We start from the raw sequence: 17006 nt of genomic DNA, 5'->3' as shown, positions 1-17006 counted from the left end.
GGAGGTTTTGTTTATGGAAGAAAAATTAGATAAAATTCTTTCAGAGTTGGAAAACAATAGTAGTTCTATTCGAAACCTGGAAAAGAGCCAAATGGAAGTTCTTTATCGAATGGCTCATCTTGAAACTGGACAAGAAGAATTAAAAAAAGGTCAAATGGAATTAACAAGGAGGCAAGCTGAGTTTACAATTGTGCAAAATGACTTAAAAAGTGGACAAAAAGAATTATCTAATCAGGTAGGGAAATTGGAGACAGGTCAAGGAGAAATGAGAAAAGACATAAAAGAATTAAGAGCTGGTCAATCTGAAATTATAAATATTATTAAGCATTCTACTACATTATTAACAGAAAATTTAACTCATTTCCGTAAAGATATGAGGACATTTAAATCAGATGTAAATGCTGATATTGAATTGCTTTTCAATGAGGTTGCGAGCGTAAAGAGAAAGGTGAGTAAACTAGAGCAACCTAAAAATAAATAATTACAAAAACACATATGAAAGGATTGATGAAGAAAATGAAACTAAAAGAAAACGTTAAAAATGTGCTTGAACTTGTCCAATCAGATTTGAAGGCAAAAACATTTCGAACAGATTATCCTGTTTCGGAGGAATTAAGGGAGGTAATGGTAGATGAATATATTCGAGACTTTATGATTTATGCGATTGATGAGTATTACCATGATGAGAACCTTTCGCTTCTGAAGGAATTGGTAGATGACCTTCAACCTAGTAAAGAAAAACGCCAAGGATTACTGGACAATCTCTTTTGGTGGGACTTATTATATCAATCGACGCGTAAGCCTAAGTTGAGATGTATGGATGATTATATTGCACAAAAGAACCATATGCTGAGAAACAAGCCCTTTATTACCTCCTGGTTGAGAGAATGTAATCGTGCAATCCCTAAGTTCTATTATGTCGGCCATACATATAATGATCGTGCATTTGTTGCGATTGACGTTTTGGCGGAAGAAACAATGGATGTTGTCATATATGATCCGACCGCATGCCCTGTTAAAAAGGGAGAATTCATCGCAGGGACCCTACTTCCATTAGGTGGAGGATTATTTTTCCCAATCGTTGACTTTTACCATTTTGACTACCTAGCAAGAGAAGCAATGGCAAGCTGCATCCATCATCATTATGAAAAATATTTAAGAACATCTACCTTACATGAAGCTTTTATTCACGTCCTTTCAGTTATGCTACAAATAGAAAAAATCATCTCTAAAGAGCAAGCCAATGCATCCTCGGTAATCTAGTCACTCTGAATAAACCCCCTATTTATTTCTCAAATAATTATTTCACTTCAGATATTGCAGTAATTAAGTAGAATTCAATTAAAAATACCCTTATAATAAAAAAATGGATGGTGAGCGGAATGGAAAAACAGATTCTAGAAATCTTAAAAGGAATTAAAGAATTACAAACAGATATGAAAGTAGTACAAACAGATATGAAAGAAGTAAAAACTGATTTGGTAGAAGTAAAAACTGATTTGGTAGAAGTGAAATCTGATATCCGGGAGATTAAAGGAACTGTTAATAGAATTGAAACTGCCCAAGCTGAGGACGTAGTAGGAATTTTGAAGATGACTAAAAAGAAAACAGATTTCGAAGTGGACTATATAAATAACAGGTTAACAGAAATGGACAAGCGATTGTTTAATATTGAAAAGCGAATCGAAAATTAAACCGTAAAAGCTCTGGTTACAACTAGAGCTTTATTTTTTTGAGGAAATTGTTTTGTTTACAATAGTAATGATGCTATTGTAATATATCTAAATATTCTATATAATACTATTTATTATTTAATGGTTAAGATGTTGTGGTGGAAGAAGTTATCCGTTTACTAGTTTGCTAGGAATGGAGACTCTTGCCAGCACTTCTAAATTAACCAGAATTGTTGAAATTATCTTATACTACTAGGGGGGACTATCTTTGAAAAGTTTATGGAGAAAATGGAATCAGCTTAGTCTAGTCAAACAAATTATTGTTGGTTTGATTATTGGGATCATCCTAGCCGTATCGGTTCCAGATGTAGCAAAACCAGTGGTCATTTTTGGTTCATTATTTGTTGGTGCTTTGAAGGCAATAGCGCCTGTATTGGTTCTTTTCTTGGTTATGTCGGCCATTGCACAGCATAAGAGTGGTCATAAAACCAATATGAAATCCATCATCGTTCTTTATCTTTTAGGCACTTTTTTAGCTGGATTCATTGCGGTTGTGGTTAGCTTTATGTTCCCAGTAAGTTTAACTCTCGGAAAGGGTGCGGAGGGTGTAACGGCTCCTGGCGGTGTAGTGGAAGTTCTTAAAACTTTACTACTTAACATAGTAGATAACCCAGTAAAAGCAATCTTTAATGCAAACTATATCGGTATTTTAGCATGGGCGGTACTTCTTGGTTTGGCTTTAAAAAATGCTGCTGATACGACAAAAACAATGATTGCTAATTTGTCAGATGCCGTTTCTAAATTGGTTACTTGGGTGATTCGTTTTGCTCCATTAGGTATTATGGGTTTAGTTATTGATTCTATTACTACAAATGGAATTGAATCATTACTTAGTTATGGTAAATTGCTTGCTGTTTTGATTGGCTGTATGCTCCAAGTTGCTCTAGTGGTGAATCCAATTATTGTGTTTGTAAATATCAGACAAAACCCATATCCACTTGTTTTTAAGTGTTTAAAGGAAAGTGGAATTACAGCATTCTTTACAAGAAGCTCTGCTTCTAATATTCCTGTGAATATGAAATTATGTGAAGATTTAAATCTTGATAAGGATACGTATTCTGTATCGATTCCGCTAGGTGCAACGATTAATATGGCTGGTGCAGCCGTTACTATTTCTGTTTTAACGCTTGCAGCCGTGCATACACTTGGCATTCATGTGGACATTCCTACAGCGATCATTCTAAGTGTTCTGTCTGCTGTATGTGCTTGCGGTGCTTCAGGTGTTGCTGGTGGTTCCTTATTGTTAATCCCACTTGCATGTAGCTTATTCGGAATTCCTGGGGATGTTGCGATGCAGGTCGTTGGAGTAGGATTTATCATCGGAGTTTTACAGGATTCGTTTGAAACTGCTCTAAACTCTTCTACAGACGTTCTTTTTACAGCAGCAGCTGAATATAGAAAGCAACGTAAAGAAGGAAAGAACATTCGTATTCAAAAAGCTTCATAATGAAGAAAGAATATTAAAATATAAAAAAATGACGTGTGAATTGGCACACGTCATTTTTTTATTGCGTTCAATAAGAGAACAGGATATTTATGGTAAAATGAGAAAAAGGGGGAGGAGCATTTGAAGATCAAGAGAAGGGCGCTTAGTGGTGCAATCATAGTATTAGCAATAATTTCTAGTATTTATTATTTTAATGAGAATTACGTAAAAAAAGTCCTTTTATATAAACAGACTGACTTTCATACAGTAAATAGTAAAGAAAGTTGGAGGTTATTTAGAGAAGAATTAAAGGTTTCAAAGGAAAACGCGAAAATTGAGGATTTCCAATTAATTCTTGATAAGAATAACCGTATTTACTCAGTTAGATTTGATTTAGTTGACAAAGATGATGATACATTTAAAGTTTTTCATTATAGCAACTGTTTTTCTTGTGAATTAAAGGAAGAAAATCAAATCCACATTAGCAAAAATACGGTAAGTGAATGGCTACAATATGATAAATTGGTGGATGCCACTCGATTTTTTGCAGCACTCGATATTTTAAATCAAAAAGATTTTTTTAATAATAGTAAATCTGAATATAAATTAATCGTTTCATCTGGTTGGACTGAAGGAAGACTAGTGGAAGGAAATTATTACCTTCTCGAGAATAAGAATCTTCAAAAAATAGATAATACAGGACCACAAAAAGTATCATCAGGTTTTAACTTGCAAGTAATAGGTAGTGAACGTGTAGAGAATTTTAGTACTGACAAAGATACAACTAAATTTGTGTTCATTGATAGCAATATAGAGTAGTAAAGCGTGAGAAGGACTTCGAATGTTATCAAAGTTAGTAGAAGGACGTGGTTCAATTCCACGTCCTTCTACAATCAAATAATAAAATTACTTAATCAAATGCCATAGCAACATATTTTCCTTGGTTCCGATCCATTTGATGGACTTGATTACTTAAGGTTTTCGTAGTGTTCATTGAATACTTTAAAAAGCCTTTCATCTCCGCCTCGGTCAGGATGGAGGGCTTTCAGCAGTTTCTTAAATTCTTTTTTAAGTATGTGGCTGTTTGAGTCTTGTTTCTTCAATCCTAACAATTCATCATAGGGAAAAGTACTTGGTTTGTTAACTTCAATCTGTTCATTAAGCAATTTTTTTAAGGTGCGTACCTTTGATTGTTCAATATGTATCCGGGTTTTTAAATAGTCTAATTGCTCGGTAAGATTGCGGTTTTCTCGATGTGACTGTTCTACTTGAGTTGTAAGCTGAGCGGCATGCTTTTGAATAATAAATTCAGTAAGATCTTTAAGATTAATTTTGTAGGTAGTCTTTCTTCTGTAGGCTATTTCGGCCTTAATTTTTCCTTCCTCAATCCACTTCATTACTTCTTCGTCATTTGCGGCTATGCCAGCCGAGGTTAAATGTTCAGCAGCTTCTTTTACGTTTAACATAGTTTCCACTCTCTTTTTTTCATTCTTTAGAAGCATTCTAAAAATATCATATCATTAATTTTTTTCAGAAAAAGAACAGGAGTGTGACATTAAGTTAAAGTCTGTTTACAGGTGAATGACCTAATTTTTTAAAAAAATGCACACTTTTTAATATTCGTCATATAGTAACTTCTGTGAGAATGTTAGAAGGGAAGAAAGAAAAATGGATTGTAATCAATTAATAGTTTCAACTAAAAGCGAGTACAAGGAAGGGGATAATGGATACAAGATTATTGAATTTAATGTATCCGATCCAACTGAAAGTTTATTTTCTGTGGTCACTCCTATTAAAAAGCAATAATATGAGAGAGAAAGTAAAGTATGGAAGGAAGCTCACTATTTGAAGATAGTGGGCTTTTCCAATTATCTGAATAAAAATATCGTGTATTTTGTTAAAAATAAGGAAAACTAAGATAAATCCTTACAGGAGGTTGTCATCATGCGGAGGTTTACTTACATATTTTTTGCACTAGTACTTATATTTTTATCAGCGTGTGCAAATAAGGAAGAATCAAAGGAAAGCGAACAAAACAAGGAACAAACGGTGGATGTAGACAAGGGGCTTTTTAATGTGGAAATCACCTTGCCGGCGTCGATGTTCGAGGGCCAGGATATTAACAAGGTTATCGCCGATGTTGAAAAAGAGGGCATTAAGGTTACTAAAAATGAAGATGGATCGTTAACCTATAAGATGTCTAAAACAAAGCATAAAAAAATGATGAAAGAAATGAAGGCCAATATTATCGATGTAGTCAATGAGACAAAACAGAATAAAGAGGATTATAAATCCATTAAGGATATAACTTATAATGACTCCTTTACTGAGTTTACTATGGTGGTTGATAAAGCAACGTATGAAAATAGCATGGATGGATTTGCAGCCTTTGGTTTAGGGATGGCTGGTATGGTGTATCAGCTGTATAACGGAGTGAAATCTGAAGATACAAGAGTAACCATTTATCTTAAAGATCAGGCAACACAAAAACAGTTTGACCAAATTGTGTATCCTGATGATTTTAATGATAAGAAAAGCGAATAAAGAGGTGGCAGCAAAATGAAATTTGGAAGGTTTTTCGTTTCTGTTATTTTATTTTTTATGTTAGCGGCTTGCGGACAAGATACAAAGGATATCACTGTAAAGGAAGATACGGATAAGCAGGAAGAAACCAAAAAAGAAGATGAAACAAAGGCAAAAGAACAGGAAGAATCTAAGCTAGGATCAAGAACGAATCCCGTTCCGTACCAAAAAACAGCAACCGTTGATGATGAGTTATACAATGACAACGGTGACGCTTTTCCAATTAAATTCGATTTAACTGTTACGGAAGTTACTCGTGGGGATGCTGCTTTTCAAAAATTAAAAGCGATGAATTAATTTAATGATCCGGCTCCTGAAGGATATGAGTGGGTTCTTGCAAAAGTAAAAGTAAAATTTGTTGAGTCTGAAACAAAGGATTTAGCCTTTCATATTGATGGGATTATGAATTTTACAGCGGTGAGTGAAAGCGGAGATATTTATAGTGGAGATGTGGTCGGGTCCACCGATCCTGATTTCAGCTTCGAAATGTATGTAGGGAATGAAAAAGAAGGCTACATTGCGAAGTTGGTGAAAGCAGGAGAAAAAGCGCAGCTTCGATATGAAGAGATGGTGGGTGGCCAGGTTTTCTTTAATTTACAGTAGTTTTTTAAGAGCAGCGGACCTAAAGCCGTTGCTCTGTTTTTATGTGTGTAAAGGTATTGTTTGTGACGAATTTTTACGAGTAATGCTTGGCATCCTTCTGTAATCAGCTGATAGGTTTCCTGAAAATCACCAGTTTAGTAAGGGGAACCGGGACATCTCGGCAAATAACAATCATTGGGAAAGACTTCGGATTGAATTAGCTAAGAAAATAAATTTGAATTATAATGAAAGTAGATTTTAAGAAAGAGAGGGATATTGATGAGTATTAAAGAAGATGTCATTAGAATAATCAAAGGTTTACCTGAAAATGTATCGTTAGAGGATATTTTGGAAGAACTTCAGGTTATAGCAAAAGTTGAAAAGGGACTTCAGGATCTTAATAATGGAAAAGCTGTTTCACATAATGAGGTCAAGGAGAAAATATCAAAATGGTTGAGTTGAGATGGTCTGAGTCAGCTGTATGTGATTTAGAAGAAATATGTAATTATATTGCAAACGATTCTGAGGAATATGCAAAAAGCTTTGCAAGAAGAATTATTGATATGATTGAAACGATTGCAGCATTTCCTTATTCAGGAAGAATTGTTCCTGAATTTAATGAAGAAAAGATAAGAGAAAAAATATTCCTAAACTATAGGATAATTTACCTTATAAATACAGACAAAATGGCTATTGTTAGAATTATTCATAATGCAAGGAACCTTACTCAGTTTGAACTATAACAATTATGACTAATAATTTCAACCTCCCTTCCGACTTCATACAAATTCTACAACACCGATTTCCACTCAAAATTACTTCCCAGGTTCAATTTTCATTTTTACAGCAAGAGTAAATTAAGTGAAATAATCCACCTTATCATTTGATAATTAGGTGGATTACTAATATTTAGTGTTTAAAAGCTGTCGATTAAAATAATTTCATCTGCTCATTTGGGTTTTCCTTTTTATTTTCAATAGAAGTATAACCCATTGATTTATAGCCATTAAAACGTTTTTCATACATTCCTTTTAAAAGGGGGACCTTAGCATCAACATAGTCATAAACTTTTACCTCTTGTTTATTTGAATGAATCCTATGCAAACGCCCTACATATTGCTGAAGAGTACCTTTCCATGAAACTGGCATTGCTAAAAATAGTGTATCTAAACGTGGGTCGTCAAAGCCTTCACCAATATATTTTCCAGTTGCAAGAATAAGTCGTTCTTCATTAAAAGGTATATTTAATAGACGCTCCATTTCTTTCTTCTGCTCTTTTTTACTCATATTTCCTGTAAGGACAATAATATTCTTTGCAAAACCTTTAAAGATTTTTTGAAGGTTTTCAAGATGTTCTATTCTTTCAGTTAATATGATGGGGGAACGCCCATTTTCTAACTCCTTCAGCACATCATCAAATAATAGTCGATTTCGCGCTTCATCGCTTGAGATTGCCTGTAAAATTTCTTGTATATTATTAGAATCAAAATGAAATTTTGTGATCCTTGGTATTAATGTGTGTAAAAACGGCCTAATTTTTGCCTGAGTTTTTGCATCAGTTTTATAACGAATTGGTCCACATTGCATAAATATGATTGGCTGTAGTCCATCTCTTCTAATGGGAGTAGCAGTAAGTCCATGTATAAATTTTGGACGAACTCGTTTTAACACTTTTTCAAAACTAAAAGCAGAAATATGATGACATTCATCTACAATAACTTGTCCATATTGAGTAATAAATGATTTTAATTCACCATTTGAATTAAGACTTTGTATAGTTGCTACGTCAATTTTTCCTGTTATCTTTTTTTTACCGCCTCCAATCTGACCAATTTCTTTTGTATCCATTTGGAGGAAAGATGATAGACTGGAAATCCATTGTTGGATTAATTGAGTCCGATCTACAATTACAAGAGTATTTACTTGCCTTTTGGCAATGATTGCAGCAGCAGTCACTGTTTTTCCAAATCCAGTGGAAGCTGCAAGTATTCCAGTTCTATTTGGTAGTATAGATTGGATGGCATCTTCTTGCTGAGTTGTTAATTGACCATGGAAGTTAACATTAATTTTTTCTCCCTCAAAAGAATTATCAATTATCTCAAGTTCAATTGAGAGTTCTTTGAGTAGGATTTCTAAGTCCTCTAAACATCCACGTGGAAGTATGATAGAATCTATATTTTCTTCAAAACAGTTAATTACCTTTTGCATACCATAGGTAGATAATCTTTTGGATTGTGCTTTAAAATACTCAGGATTCCCAAAGGAAGCAAGTGAAGTTATCTTTGAGAAAATTACTTCAGGAATTGAGTTCTTTTCTAAATATAGACCATTCTTCAAAGTCACGCTAACTTTATCTGGAAGGGTAGATAGAGGACTTTGTTTTTGAACTTCAGAATGAATTTTAGTGTTTAATAATGATATCACTTGTTTTTTATTAATCTTTTCAATGTTTGATAGGTATAGCCATTGGTCTTGATAAGGAATGAAATTTGCATCAACAAACACACTATTTCCTTGGTTTTTGGAATGAAGCTGTAGTGGAAGGGCAATTAAGTTTCCAAATCCACCTGTTGGTAGGTTATCTTGGTTCGGAAACATACGGTCAAATGAATTGTTCCTGTCCCCATTTTGATATACCATACTTTGGAAAAGTAGCTGTTCTCCAAGTTTCCTAGCTAGCGAAGCAGGAATACTCTCTGAAAAGAAAAACCAAACATGTGCTCCTTCTCCAGATCTTGAACGTTCAATGTAAACTGGCAAATTAGCACTTTTACATACATTTACAAACGCTAAGACATCTTTTTGCCATTTCTGTTTATCAAAATCGATAGCAAGAAAAAAACACGTGTTATCTTGAAGAAGAGGATATATACCAACTGTTTTTTTACCACTTAGGTGCTGATAAAGTATCTGGTCACTAAGGGGGATTAATTTACGATTTGAACATTCCGAACATTTTACTATTGGCTTTTGACAGATTGGTTTTTGCCATTCCAATTCACAAGAAGGGGCATAACCTTTTCGCCCATCCTCTGACTCCCAGCGATAGGCAAAAACATCTAATCTTCCTATGAATAAACTTTTAAATAATTTTATTTTCTCTTCAGGATGAGAGCGGCTGCTTACCAGCAAATTCTCATTGGATGTCGCTGTTTTTTCTTCTCGCTGATGCATCATATTAGCTAGTAGATGTTTAAGGTAATTATTTTCTTTTCGTAAAAGTTCAAGTTCCTTTAAAATAAGATTGTGCTCCACTTTAATACCCTCAAAATAGTTTTATATAAAACAATTTTACCTTAAATCTAATAATTTATACAAAATTGGAGGTTTGATAGATAGAAATATTAAAACTATAATATTATTATGTTAACTGGAATGTGTTTTTTTTATGAGAAAAGAGGAAATATTTTGGCTAAGAATAAACATAACACTAATAATACGCCAAGGCGGAAACGATATACCCGAAGCGGCCGTCTACAAAATGCAAAGAAATGGGCAGAACAATACAACGGAAAAAACCTGGCAAAAGGTTACAGTAATTGGTTTGGAGTAGACCTGTTATGTGCCATAGTAGAGCTTGAAATGCTAGGCTATAAATTTAAAAAGTCCTATAAAGACCAAGTTAAACAATCAATTGCTGCGAGACAAAAACAAAAAGAACAGAGAAAACGTGAAAAAGAGCAATCGGAAGATTTCGAGGATGATATGCTTTATTTTATTGCAGGATATACAGAAAATGGAGTACCGTTTGGCATTACTAGAGAAGAAATGGAAAATGAATATGATGAAGGAAGTACATCAGAATTTAATCGACGAAGTCATGGAGTAAATATCGATGATGAGGATTTACCATTTTAGTTATTTAAAGAAGGTTGATCTCTCACTTTTATTAGAATAAAGCTAATAGATTTTTGTAATTGAACAAGTAAAATCAATATGGATTACTGAAATGGTTGTAAATGATTGGCTAATAAAAGGTATGAGCCATCTACGTTCTCAAATAGGGAGGAAACAAGGTCGCCGGTCACGTAGGAGCCGTCTACGTGACCAAAGCAGGCTCGATGTAAGGCGTCCGGTCACGTAGAATCCCTCTATGTTCCTAAAACAGGCAGGATGTAGAGCCACCAGTCATATAGAGAGTGTTTTTATACATATAAATATTATTTAGGTTTTGTTTGAACGTTCAACCTCCTTATCCAGAAATAACAAAAACTTCTGTTGTGCTTTAGGGTTGCTAATGATTTTTTTTACACGAATCGTACTTTGCAAATACTTTCTCACACGTCGATTGACGAAGAATAGTCGATGATACCGCTCATCCTGGTATAGTAGATTAAACCACGCTTGCCGCTTTAAAAGGTCGATGTTTTGATCGATTTTTTGTGTATTTAATACGCCGCCGCCTCCTGAACTAATGAATAATCCCTCAACAAGATCCAATAAAAAGTGTAGGAACATGGTTTTCCTCTCTCTTTTACGAAGTATAATTTCCAATTTATTCAGATTCCACTATTACTATCTTTTTACAAGTTAGAAAAAATTACACAATGGTATATATATGAATAATTTTAAATAGTACCAAAGTAGTAACATGCTACGACCTTATTCCAATTTTGTCCACTAAAGGTTCAAAATGTCATTCTTAACCATTATGATAGAAAATAATGTTTCGAATGACGAAAGGACGAGCCAATGGAAGAACTAATAAATTTAATGAAAAAAATAGCGGAGAAGAGAAATGAGTATTGGATACATGATGTGGTTTTCACATACCAGTGGTGGATATTACTTGGTCTTTCCATTATGCCGTGGATCCTATGGTGGAAGCTCGCGGACAAAAAAAGAATCATTGAAATTCTGCTATATGGCACCATCATCTCTCTTTATTCCATTTTATTCGATGATATTGGATCCCATTTTACGTTATGGATTTATCAGTATCAATTGATTCCGATCAGTGCACGATTAAATCCGGTTGATTTAACCGTGATGCCTATTACATATATGATTGTTTATCAGTATTTTAAAAAGTGGAAGGCTTTTTTAATTGCCCAGACCATATTGGCAGCGGGGGCGACTTTTGTAGCGGAACCCGTTTTTACATGGATGAATATCTACAAACCATTAAATTGGGAATATTACTATTCATTCCTCATCTATATCCTCTTAGGAGTAGTGAACAAATGGTTTGTTGAAAGGTTGCTCTATGTGGGGGACAGTCCCCCAGAGCGTTAATGCGTTACTGCGCCGGGGGACTGTCCCCAAAAAAGGTTTGCATGTCATTTGATAGGGTGGCTGGTTCGGATGGGTACCAGTAGTAGGTTTTGCCGTCATACATTAGGTCAAACATGTAAGCTATGGGTTCTCCGGTGTAGAAGACCATTTTATAGTAAGTAGGATCTCCATTGTCTGTGTTTGGCTCGAAGTTGGGGGAGTCTTGACTATTTCTTAGTATCTCTAGGAAGCGTGAAAGCTTCTCAAGATCGTTTATTTCCGTTATTTGTTTGTTTTCTTCCATGGTAGCGGCTTGATAGATTTCGATTTTATTTACTTTTTCAAGCGGCAGATCTTGATAGTTCCATTTGTTTTTTGTGTGTTCTCTTGAGTAATATAGTTGGTATTTATGGATGGCACGTGTTGATTTCACAGCTATTACATGTGGATACCCTTTAACTTTAAAAATGTCTGTTCCTTTTTCATGAAAGGCAGCATCTCCGTCTTTTACTTTATATTCCGGGTCAGAAACATTGTCTGCGACTCTGAATTTCACCTCTCCGATTTTTTCACCAATGTGCTTCTCATCTGATAAGACCCCTGAATAAATCCCATCATACATTACTCCATCCCACTTCACAAAATCTACCCAATCAATAACGGTATGTTGGTTCGTTCCGCAGCCTACTAAGAAAATAATAATAAATAGAAAAAGACTTATTAATTTCCGCAAATTACCACCTCCACCTTAATAGACGATTCAATAATGCATTTGTTTCAATCTAAACTTACAATATCCAAAGAAAGAAGGAAAAAGGTTTTATATGTCGTAGTATAAGAGTGAGGAGTAATCCTATAATGCTACAAAGAAAAGGGAGGTTTTTTGCGATGTATGAACTAAAAACAAAAGAAACCGACAACAGTGTTATTGAGTTTATCGAACAAGTAGATCAGCCTAAAAAACGGGAAGATGCTTATCAATTATTAGATTTATTTACAGAAACTACGGGCTATCAAGCAAAAATGTGGGGACCGAGTATTATTGGATTTGGTTCGTACCATTATAAATATGCATCTGGTCATGAAGGAGATGCTCCACTAGTAGGTTTTTCCCCACGCAAGGCAAAAATCAGTTTGTATTTCGCCCCTTGTATAAATAAGCGAGAACAATTACTTAAGGAATTCGGAAAACATACAACAGGTAAAGCGTGTGTGTACATTAACAAAGTGGCGGATATTGATATTGAAGTGTTAAAGGAATTAATCAAGGAATCTGTTGTGTTTTTGCAAGAAATGTATCCGAATGGATGCTAGTTCTTTTTTTTAAGTTATGTAAGTTTTATTTGTCATGCAATTATTTATTAATAATAGGTATTTAAAGAGTTTAGAGGGTGACTTGCAAGCATAGCCTTATGGAAAGTAAGCAAACTAAAACCGTGGGTGCAAAACCAAAAAAGTTGGCACACAGAAATAACTTAGGGTGGTGAAAAAATGGCAAAAAATAAGAATAGCAGGAATAAGGCTCTACCAAAAGCAGATGTAGAATTTGCTAAAGAAAATGCAAATGGCCTTGAAAAGAAAGCATTAAAAGCCCAAAGAGATGTAAATAAGTAAAAATTTTAAGGGACAGTTAAACCTGTCCCTTTTATTTATTCACTTTTTTATGAAAGTTTAACTATTTTTCATAATGATGGTTTCAAACATGTTTGCTACTGCTTGGCAGGAGTCCGCAATTTCTTCAAGTCCTTCATAGATTTCTTTGTATTGAATAATACGGATAGGGTTCGATTCAGAGGCAAACAGCTGTTTTATTGAGCCGCGCAAGATGTGGTCACATGATGATTCCAAGTCTTTAATTTTAAGTACGTGTTCTCTGATGCTTAATAATTTCTTTGTAGATAACATTTTAATCGCCAAATCAATTTCGTAGACAGAGTTTCTAATTGCATCAACAAATTGATGCATGAACTCGTCTGTTTCAATAACAGAATACATTTCAAAAAGGGCAGCGGTATGGTGTAAACCGTCCAGAATATCATCCATGCTAAGAGAGAGAGAGAGGATATCCTCACGTTCTATAGGAGTAATGAACACAAGATTTAAGTCAATGATAAGGTCATGAACCAAGACGTCACCTCTAGATTCATATTCTTTCATTTTTTCGGAAAAAATTTTGAGATCACTTATATTTTTTATTTGGTAGTCAGCAAAGTAGTTCACACTTTCCTTTAAATTTAAAGAAATGTCCATTAAATGGGTAAAGAACTTGTCTTTCTTTTTGGATGCCAAAATAACTCCCCCACATTGTCAAATTCGTCCGTCTTCCAATGAATTTATTTACGCAATTACTATAATAAATGCAGCCATTGGACAAACAGTAACGGCGAACGACCCATGTAAGTCTGAAAATAATGTGGGTGAGAGTTTGGATTTTTAGTATAAAAAAAAGAATCAGTTTTTTAACTGGTTCCGTTTCCTGTCACTAACATATAAAATCTCATCGAAGAAAAAGAAGTAAAAATAACTTAGAGTGAAATCGCTCTTTTAAAAAGCTCCCTAAATTTTTCTCTATCTTCTGATGTAAATGGTTTTGGCCCTTTTGTACGCTTTCCGCTTTTTCGAGCCATTGCACTAAAATAACGGGTTTGTAATAATTGATCTATGTTTTCATTTGTATAGGTAAACCCTTTATGGTGGAGAACTGTACACCCTTTTGCTAAACCGAGCGAAGCAAGTCCATAATCTTGCGTAACAATGATATCTCCTATTTGTACTAACTTCATGATCCGATAATCCGCAGCATCTGCTCCAGAATCAACATAAATGGTTTCCACTCCTGAAGGTTGTTCAGCATTAGAAAAATGAGAAAAGCTAGTGACAAGGACAACAGGAATTTCCGCAATCTTACTTTCAGAGATAATAATATCTTTTACTGGACAAGCATCTGCATCAACATAAATTTTCATCTTTATCTCTCCCATAAAAAAGTTCGAATTGATAGTGATAATAATGGCAGAATCCGTTTTTGTCAAACGTTGAAGAAGCTTTAGCAAAAAATCTCATGAACAATTTTGTGGAAGACTAGTTGTTAATACCGTTATAGTTTTGATATAGTTTCACACATACATATGCATTTTTTAGGTATATAGATTATGGGAGCAGCTAGGTAAAATAATGAAGAGATATAAGCTAAAGAAAAATTTTAAAGGGTTAAAAAAGGGAACACAATTCTATTTGATTGCTGAATCTGAATTTATTGGCGTCAAAGATTTTGTTTTACGAACAGAAGACTTAACAATTAGGATATCAATTAATGAAAGGGAGCTGCATAACAATTTTATTTTATTAAAATATGAATAAATTGTTTAACCAGTAATAGCCCAGTCATAATTGACTGGGCTATTTTCCAGTTGTCTTTTTAGCCTGTTGACTTAACATAACCATGATTGTTGAAGCTGTAATAATTCCTGTAATGAGACATTTGTAGAGATCATTATAAATTAACCCCAACACCAGACCCATGATTACACCTACACCTAGGATTGATACCCGTTGTCTTTGACTCATGATTTATTCCTCCATTTTTCTCAATAATACATTCACTTTGTGAAGTGCAAAGCTTAAGTCACGCTGCTCTTCCTCACTTAACTTTGTTACATTCATACTTAGCTTTTGATAAAGTTCTGCCCACTTTTTTTCTTCAATTTCCTTACCCGCGGGTGTCAGTGAAATCAATACTGCTCGTTTATCCTTGGTGTCAGGCACCTTATTCAAATAGCCACCCGTTTCTAAATCACTAATGATATTCGTTAGTTGTTGCTTGGCGATCCCTAAACCAGCACTGATTTCTTTCAAATTCAAAGGTCTTTGCTGCATAAAGATATACTCAATCACGTGGTTCTGCATATGTGATAAATGTACGGAACCTTTGTTCAATTCTTTAAAACTGCCAAAAAGATTTGGAATCAGGGCAATGTATTCTTTAGCAATTTCGTTGATCATACATATCCTCCTTTTATAGTAATTATTTTATTACTAAATTTACATAAAATCAATATTTATATTACTTATTAGTAAAATTACATTTACTAAATCCTTCAATTTAAGTAATCTTTGTTGATAAATAGGCTCAATGGGACAAAAAACTATACATACAATACAGAAGCAAAGATTTATAGATGGAGGTGGAGAAGTGGATTTTAGAAGTCATGAGATAGGTTTGGGGGAATGTAAACTACCAAACTGTGCACAAACAACTGATATGGCTCCATCATTTACGGCAGAGGCTTACGACAATATAGAAAAGAAAATAAAAGAGGTACGCTTGGAAAGCTATCGTGGTCAATGGATGATATTATTTTTCTATGGTAGTGATTTTACATTCGTTTGACCGACAGAATTGGCAGCGGTCGCTGCTATTTATGATCAATTAAAATTACTAAACACAGAAGTACTCGCTATCAGTACAGACAGCGTGTATGCCCATAAGGTTTTTACTGAAGTGTCTCCTTCGGCCTCAAAAGTGAATTTTCCGCTTGTGAGTGATCGCACGCATGAAATCAGTAAAGCATATAGAGTTCTGAATGAACAAACAGGAGCAACGTTCAGAGCAACCGTCATTATCGATCCAGAAGGAACGATTGTTACTAAAATGGTCTATCCTTTAGAGGTAGGAAGAAATGTGTATGAAATTTTACGTGTCATACAGGGAGTTCAATATGCTAGGAGGACTCAAGAAGGAGTTCCCGCCAATTGGGTGCCTGGTCAACCGGGAATCGTGAGGGATCCTAAATATATTGGGAGAATTTGAGGGGATTTTTAAAACCAACAGCGTTTCTACTTTAGGTAGAGGCGTTTTTTACTTTTTAGATATAAGACTAAAGTTGTAGGAAAACTCAAACTAATAATTGATTTTATGAACTGTTTAAAAATAGTAATATTTATGTAGAGTTAATTGAGAAATGGATGAGGTGAAAAGTATGAGTAATATTTGGTCAGACAAATTTCCAGTTGTTCAATTTAGAATTGCTAGATCTACAAATCAGTTACAAAAAGTGGTTGAATTTTATCGGGATGGCCTGGGTTTAAGGGTGGTCGGACATTTTGAAAATCATAATGGGTACGATGGGGTAATGTTGGGTCTACCGGATACCGCTTATCATTTAGAGTTTACCCAGCATGCGGATGCTGTTCCATGCCCGCCTCCTTCAGAGGATAATTTACTGGTATTCTATATGCCAGACCTTGAGGCTAGAGACCTAGTGGTTAAGCGGTTACATGGCATGGGATACGATGAAGTGGAACCTGAAAATCCTTATTGGAAAAATGCAGGGGTGACCATCGAGGATCCTGATGGATGGAGAATAGTTTTACAGAATTCATATTTTGGTAAAAAGCAAGATTAGAAAGGGTATCAATCAAATTTGGGGACAGTCCCCCGGCGTGGTAACGCTTTAATGTGGCGGGGG

The 17006-nt window shown here is 34.7% G+C and carries 26 protein-coding genes; 18 read left to right on the top strand and 8 right to left on the bottom strand.

The annotated features are described in order from the left end of the window. The first annotated feature begins 13 nt into the window (after positions 1 to 13). The 5 genes from QFZ87_RS15560 to QFZ87_RS15540 all read left to right on the top strand — a co-directional run bounded on the left by QFZ87_RS15560 (position 14) and on the right by QFZ87_RS15540 (position 3978). Complete coding sequence (locus QFZ87_RS15560; protein WP_309863020.1) at positions 14 to 481, top strand: hypothetical protein; 468 nt, start codon at positions 14 to 16, stop codon at positions 479 to 481. A gap of 14 nt (positions 482 to 495) precedes the next feature. Next, positions 496 to 1263, top strand: a complete 768-nt coding sequence (locus tag QFZ87_RS15555) for a hypothetical protein (RefSeq protein ID WP_309863017.1) — start codon at positions 496 to 498, stop codon at positions 1261 to 1263. A gap of 119 nt (positions 1264 to 1382) precedes the next feature. Beyond that, entirely contained in the window at positions 1383 to 1694 is a 312-nt protein-coding gene (locus QFZ87_RS15550) for a hypothetical protein (protein ID WP_309863015.1), read from the top strand. 247 nt (positions 1695 to 1941) lie between these two features. Continuing rightward, the gene (gene sstT, locus QFZ87_RS15545) at positions 1942 to 3180 is read left to right on the top strand and encodes a serine/threonine transporter SstT (protein ID WP_309863012.1); all 1239 of its coding nucleotides are present in this window, start codon (positions 1942 to 1944) and stop codon (positions 3178 to 3180) included. A 120-nt stretch (positions 3181 to 3300) separates the two neighbouring features. Continuing rightward, positions 3301 to 3978 carry a hypothetical protein gene (locus QFZ87_RS15540; RefSeq protein ID WP_309863009.1) on the top strand — a complete coding sequence of 226 codons (678 nt, stop codon included), beginning with the start codon at positions 3301 to 3303 and terminating at the stop codon, positions 3976 to 3978. Between the two features lie 149 nt (positions 3979 to 4127). On the opposite strand, the gene QFZ87_RS15535 is transcribed toward QFZ87_RS15540, so the two are convergent. Further along, entirely contained in the window at positions 4128 to 4625 is a 498-nt protein-coding gene (locus QFZ87_RS15535) for a J domain-containing protein (RefSeq protein ID WP_309863006.1), read from the bottom strand. Between the two features lie 202 nt (positions 4626 to 4827). Here QFZ87_RS15535 and QFZ87_RS15530 point away from each other — a divergent pair, with 202 nt between their 5' ends. From QFZ87_RS15530 to QFZ87_RS15500, 6 genes are all read left to right on the top strand, one after another. After that, positions 4828 to 4965 carry a hypothetical protein gene (locus tag QFZ87_RS15530; protein ID WP_309863004.1) on the top strand — a complete coding sequence of 46 codons (138 nt, stop codon included), beginning with the start codon at positions 4828 to 4830 and terminating at the stop codon, positions 4963 to 4965. A 138-nt stretch (positions 4966 to 5103) separates the two neighbouring features. Beyond that, entirely contained in the window at positions 5104 to 5703 is a 600-nt protein-coding gene (locus tag QFZ87_RS15525) for a hypothetical protein (protein ID WP_309863001.1), read from the top strand. Between the two features lie 15 nt (positions 5704 to 5718). Continuing rightward, a complete protein-coding gene (locus tag QFZ87_RS15520) occupies positions 5719 to 6039 on the top strand; it encodes a hypothetical protein (protein ID WP_309862999.1) in 321 nt (106 codons plus the stop codon). 105 nt (positions 6040 to 6144) lie between these two features. After that, the gene (locus QFZ87_RS15515; protein WP_309868122.1) at positions 6145 to 6345 is read left to right on the top strand and encodes a hypothetical protein; all 201 of its coding nucleotides are present in this window, start codon (positions 6145 to 6147) and stop codon (positions 6343 to 6345) included. A 258-nt stretch (positions 6346 to 6603) separates the two neighbouring features. Next, positions 6604 to 6786 carry a hypothetical protein gene (locus tag QFZ87_RS15505; protein ID WP_309862997.1) on the top strand — a complete coding sequence of 61 codons (183 nt, stop codon included), beginning with the start codon at positions 6604 to 6606 and terminating at the stop codon, positions 6784 to 6786. Continuing rightward, positions 6774 to 7067, top strand: a complete 294-nt coding sequence (locus QFZ87_RS15500) for a type II toxin-antitoxin system RelE/ParE family toxin (RefSeq protein ID WP_309862995.1) — start codon at positions 6774 to 6776, stop codon at positions 7065 to 7067. Before QFZ87_RS15505 ends, QFZ87_RS15500 begins: the two co-directional genes overlap by 13 nt. Positions 7068 to 7254: 187 nt before the next feature. Here QFZ87_RS15500 and QFZ87_RS15495 read toward each other — a convergent pair whose 3' ends face one another. Further along, positions 7255 to 9579: a TOTE conflict system archaeo-eukaryotic primase domain-containing protein gene (locus tag QFZ87_RS15495; protein WP_309862992.1), complete on the bottom strand. Its 2325-nt coding sequence runs from the start codon at positions 9577 to 9579 to the stop codon at positions 7255 to 7257. Between the two features lie 153 nt (positions 9580 to 9732). Between QFZ87_RS15495 and QFZ87_RS15490 the strand changes: the two genes are divergently transcribed. After that, complete coding sequence (locus tag QFZ87_RS15490) at positions 9733 to 10182, top strand: hypothetical protein (RefSeq protein ID WP_309862990.1); 450 nt, start codon at positions 9733 to 9735, stop codon at positions 10180 to 10182. 306 nt (positions 10183 to 10488) lie between these two features. On the opposite strand, the gene QFZ87_RS15485 is transcribed toward QFZ87_RS15490, so the two are convergent. Beyond that, positions 10489 to 10818 carry a hypothetical protein gene (locus QFZ87_RS15485; protein ID WP_309862988.1) on the bottom strand — a complete coding sequence of 110 codons (330 nt, stop codon included), beginning with the start codon at positions 10816 to 10818 and terminating at the stop codon, positions 10489 to 10491. Between the two features lie 198 nt (positions 10819 to 11016). Between QFZ87_RS15485 and QFZ87_RS15480 the strand changes: the two genes are divergently transcribed. Beyond that, positions 11017 to 11559 carry a CBO0543 family protein gene (locus QFZ87_RS15480; RefSeq protein WP_309862985.1) on the top strand — a complete coding sequence of 181 codons (543 nt, stop codon included), beginning with the start codon at positions 11017 to 11019 and terminating at the stop codon, positions 11557 to 11559. 4 nt (positions 11560 to 11563) lie between these two features. Here the strand turns inward: QFZ87_RS15480 and QFZ87_RS15475 are convergent, their stop codons facing one another. Next, positions 11564 to 12271 carry a hypothetical protein gene (locus QFZ87_RS15475; RefSeq protein WP_309862983.1) on the bottom strand — a complete coding sequence of 236 codons (708 nt, stop codon included), beginning with the start codon at positions 12269 to 12271 and terminating at the stop codon, positions 11564 to 11566. A gap of 155 nt (positions 12272 to 12426) precedes the next feature. On the opposite strand from QFZ87_RS15475, the gene QFZ87_RS15470 reads away from it, so the two are divergent. Together QFZ87_RS15470 and QFZ87_RS15465 are read left to right on the top strand one after the other, a co-directional pair. Next, positions 12427 to 12852 carry a DUF1801 domain-containing protein gene (locus tag QFZ87_RS15470; RefSeq protein ID WP_309862980.1) on the top strand — a complete coding sequence of 142 codons (426 nt, stop codon included), beginning with the start codon at positions 12427 to 12429 and terminating at the stop codon, positions 12850 to 12852. A 177-nt stretch (positions 12853 to 13029) separates the two neighbouring features. Then, a complete protein-coding gene (locus QFZ87_RS15465; protein ID WP_308079347.1) occupies positions 13030 to 13152 on the top strand; it encodes a hypothetical protein in 123 nt (40 codons plus the stop codon). A 57-nt stretch (positions 13153 to 13209) separates the two neighbouring features. Here QFZ87_RS15465 and QFZ87_RS15460 read toward each other — a convergent pair whose 3' ends face one another. Together QFZ87_RS15460 and QFZ87_RS15455 are read right to left on the bottom strand one after the other, a co-directional pair. Next, positions 13210 to 13827, bottom strand: coding sequence for a DUF47 domain-containing protein (locus tag QFZ87_RS15460; protein ID WP_309862973.1), 618 nt, complete (start codon positions 13825 to 13827; stop codon positions 13210 to 13212). A 236-nt stretch (positions 13828 to 14063) separates the two neighbouring features. Then, positions 14064 to 14504: a YaiI/YqxD family protein gene (locus QFZ87_RS15455; RefSeq protein WP_309862969.1), complete on the bottom strand. Its 441-nt coding sequence runs from the start codon at positions 14502 to 14504 to the stop codon at positions 14064 to 14066. 208 nt (positions 14505 to 14712) lie between these two features. Between QFZ87_RS15455 and QFZ87_RS15450 the strand changes: the two genes are divergently transcribed. Further along, positions 14713 to 14898: a hypothetical protein gene (locus tag QFZ87_RS15450; protein WP_309862965.1), complete on the top strand. Its 186-nt coding sequence runs from the start codon at positions 14713 to 14715 to the stop codon at positions 14896 to 14898. Positions 14899 to 14937: 39 nt separating this feature from the next. On the opposite strand, the gene QFZ87_RS15445 is transcribed toward QFZ87_RS15450, so the two are convergent. Further along, a complete protein-coding gene (locus tag QFZ87_RS15445; protein WP_309862963.1) occupies positions 14938 to 15105 on the bottom strand; it encodes a hypothetical protein in 168 nt (55 codons plus the stop codon). 3 nt (positions 15106 to 15108) lie between these two features. Then, on the bottom strand, positions 15109 to 15540 hold the full coding sequence (locus tag QFZ87_RS15440; protein WP_309862960.1) for a MarR family winged helix-turn-helix transcriptional regulator: 432 nt from the start codon (positions 15538 to 15540) through the stop codon (positions 15109 to 15111). 259 nt (positions 15541 to 15799) lie between these two features. Here QFZ87_RS15440 and QFZ87_RS15435 point away from each other — a divergent pair, with 259 nt between their 5' ends. Further along, entirely contained in the window at positions 15800 to 16348 is a 549-nt protein-coding gene (locus QFZ87_RS15435) for a peroxiredoxin (protein ID WP_309867904.1), read from the top strand. 169 nt (positions 16349 to 16517) lie between these two features. After that, positions 16518 to 16943 carry a VOC family protein gene (locus QFZ87_RS15430; RefSeq protein ID WP_309862957.1) on the top strand — a complete coding sequence of 142 codons (426 nt, stop codon included), beginning with the start codon at positions 16518 to 16520 and terminating at the stop codon, positions 16941 to 16943. The last annotated feature ends 63 nt before the right edge of the window (positions 16944 to 17006 follow it).

Origin of the sequence: Bacillus sp. SLBN-46, assembly GCF_031453555.1 — a bacterium.
Lineage (GTDB): Bacteria > Bacillota > Bacilli > Bacillales > Cytobacillaceae > Neobacillus.
This window is presented reverse-complemented; position numbering and strand designations above follow the sequence as displayed.

Coding starts and splice junctions, on each gene's coding strand:
- QFZ87_RS15560 (WP_309863020.1), top strand. CDS start 14: ATGGAAGAAAAATTAGATAAAATTCTTTCAGAGTTGGAAAACAATAGT.
- QFZ87_RS15555 (WP_309863017.1), top strand. CDS start 496: ATGAAAGGATTGATGAAGAAAATGAAACTAAAAGAAAACGTTAAAAAT.
- QFZ87_RS15550 (WP_309863015.1), top strand. CDS start 1,383: ATGGAAAAACAGATTCTAGAAATCTTAAAAGGAATTAAAGAATTACAA.
- QFZ87_RS15535 (WP_309863006.1), bottom strand. CDS start 4,625: ATGTTAAACGTAAAAGAAGCTGCTGAACATTTAACCTCGGCTGGCATA.
- QFZ87_RS15530 (WP_309863004.1), top strand. CDS start 4,828: ATGGATTGTAATCAATTAATAGTTTCAACTAAAAGCGAGTACAAGGAA.
- QFZ87_RS15525 (WP_309863001.1), top strand. CDS start 5,104: ATGCGGAGGTTTACTTACATATTTTTTGCACTAGTACTTATATTTTTA.
- QFZ87_RS15520 (WP_309862999.1), top strand. CDS start 5,719: ATGAAATTTGGAAGGTTTTTCGTTTCTGTTATTTTATTTTTTATGTTA.
- QFZ87_RS15515 (WP_309868122.1), top strand. CDS start 6,145: ATGAATTTTACAGCGGTGAGTGAAAGCGGAGATATTTATAGTGGAGAT.
- QFZ87_RS15505 (WP_309862997.1), top strand. CDS start 6,604: ATGAGTATTAAAGAAGATGTCATTAGAATAATCAAAGGTTTACCTGAA.
- QFZ87_RS15500 (WP_309862995.1), top strand. CDS start 6,774: ATGGTTGAGTTGAGATGGTCTGAGTCAGCTGTATGTGATTTAGAAGAA.
- QFZ87_RS15480 (WP_309862985.1), top strand. CDS start 11,017: ATGGAAGAACTAATAAATTTAATGAAAAAAATAGCGGAGAAGAGAAAT.
- QFZ87_RS15470 (WP_309862980.1), top strand. CDS start 12,427: ATGTATGAACTAAAAACAAAAGAAACCGACAACAGTGTTATTGAGTTT.
- QFZ87_RS15465 (WP_308079347.1), top strand. CDS start 13,030: ATGGCAAAAAATAAGAATAGCAGGAATAAGGCTCTACCAAAAGCAGAT.
- QFZ87_RS15455 (WP_309862969.1), bottom strand. CDS start 14,504: ATGAAAATTTATGTTGATGCAGATGCTTGTCCAGTAAAAGATATTATT.
- QFZ87_RS15450 (WP_309862965.1), top strand. CDS start 14,713: ATGAAGAGATATAAGCTAAAGAAAAATTTTAAAGGGTTAAAAAAGGGA.
- QFZ87_RS15445 (WP_309862963.1), bottom strand. CDS start 15,105: ATGAGTCAAAGACAACGGGTATCAATCCTAGGTGTAGGTGTAATCATG.
- QFZ87_RS15440 (WP_309862960.1), bottom strand. CDS start 15,540: ATGATCAACGAAATTGCTAAAGAATACATTGCCCTGATTCCAAATCTT.
- QFZ87_RS15430 (WP_309862957.1), top strand. CDS start 16,518: ATGAGTAATATTTGGTCAGACAAATTTCCAGTTGTTCAATTTAGAATT.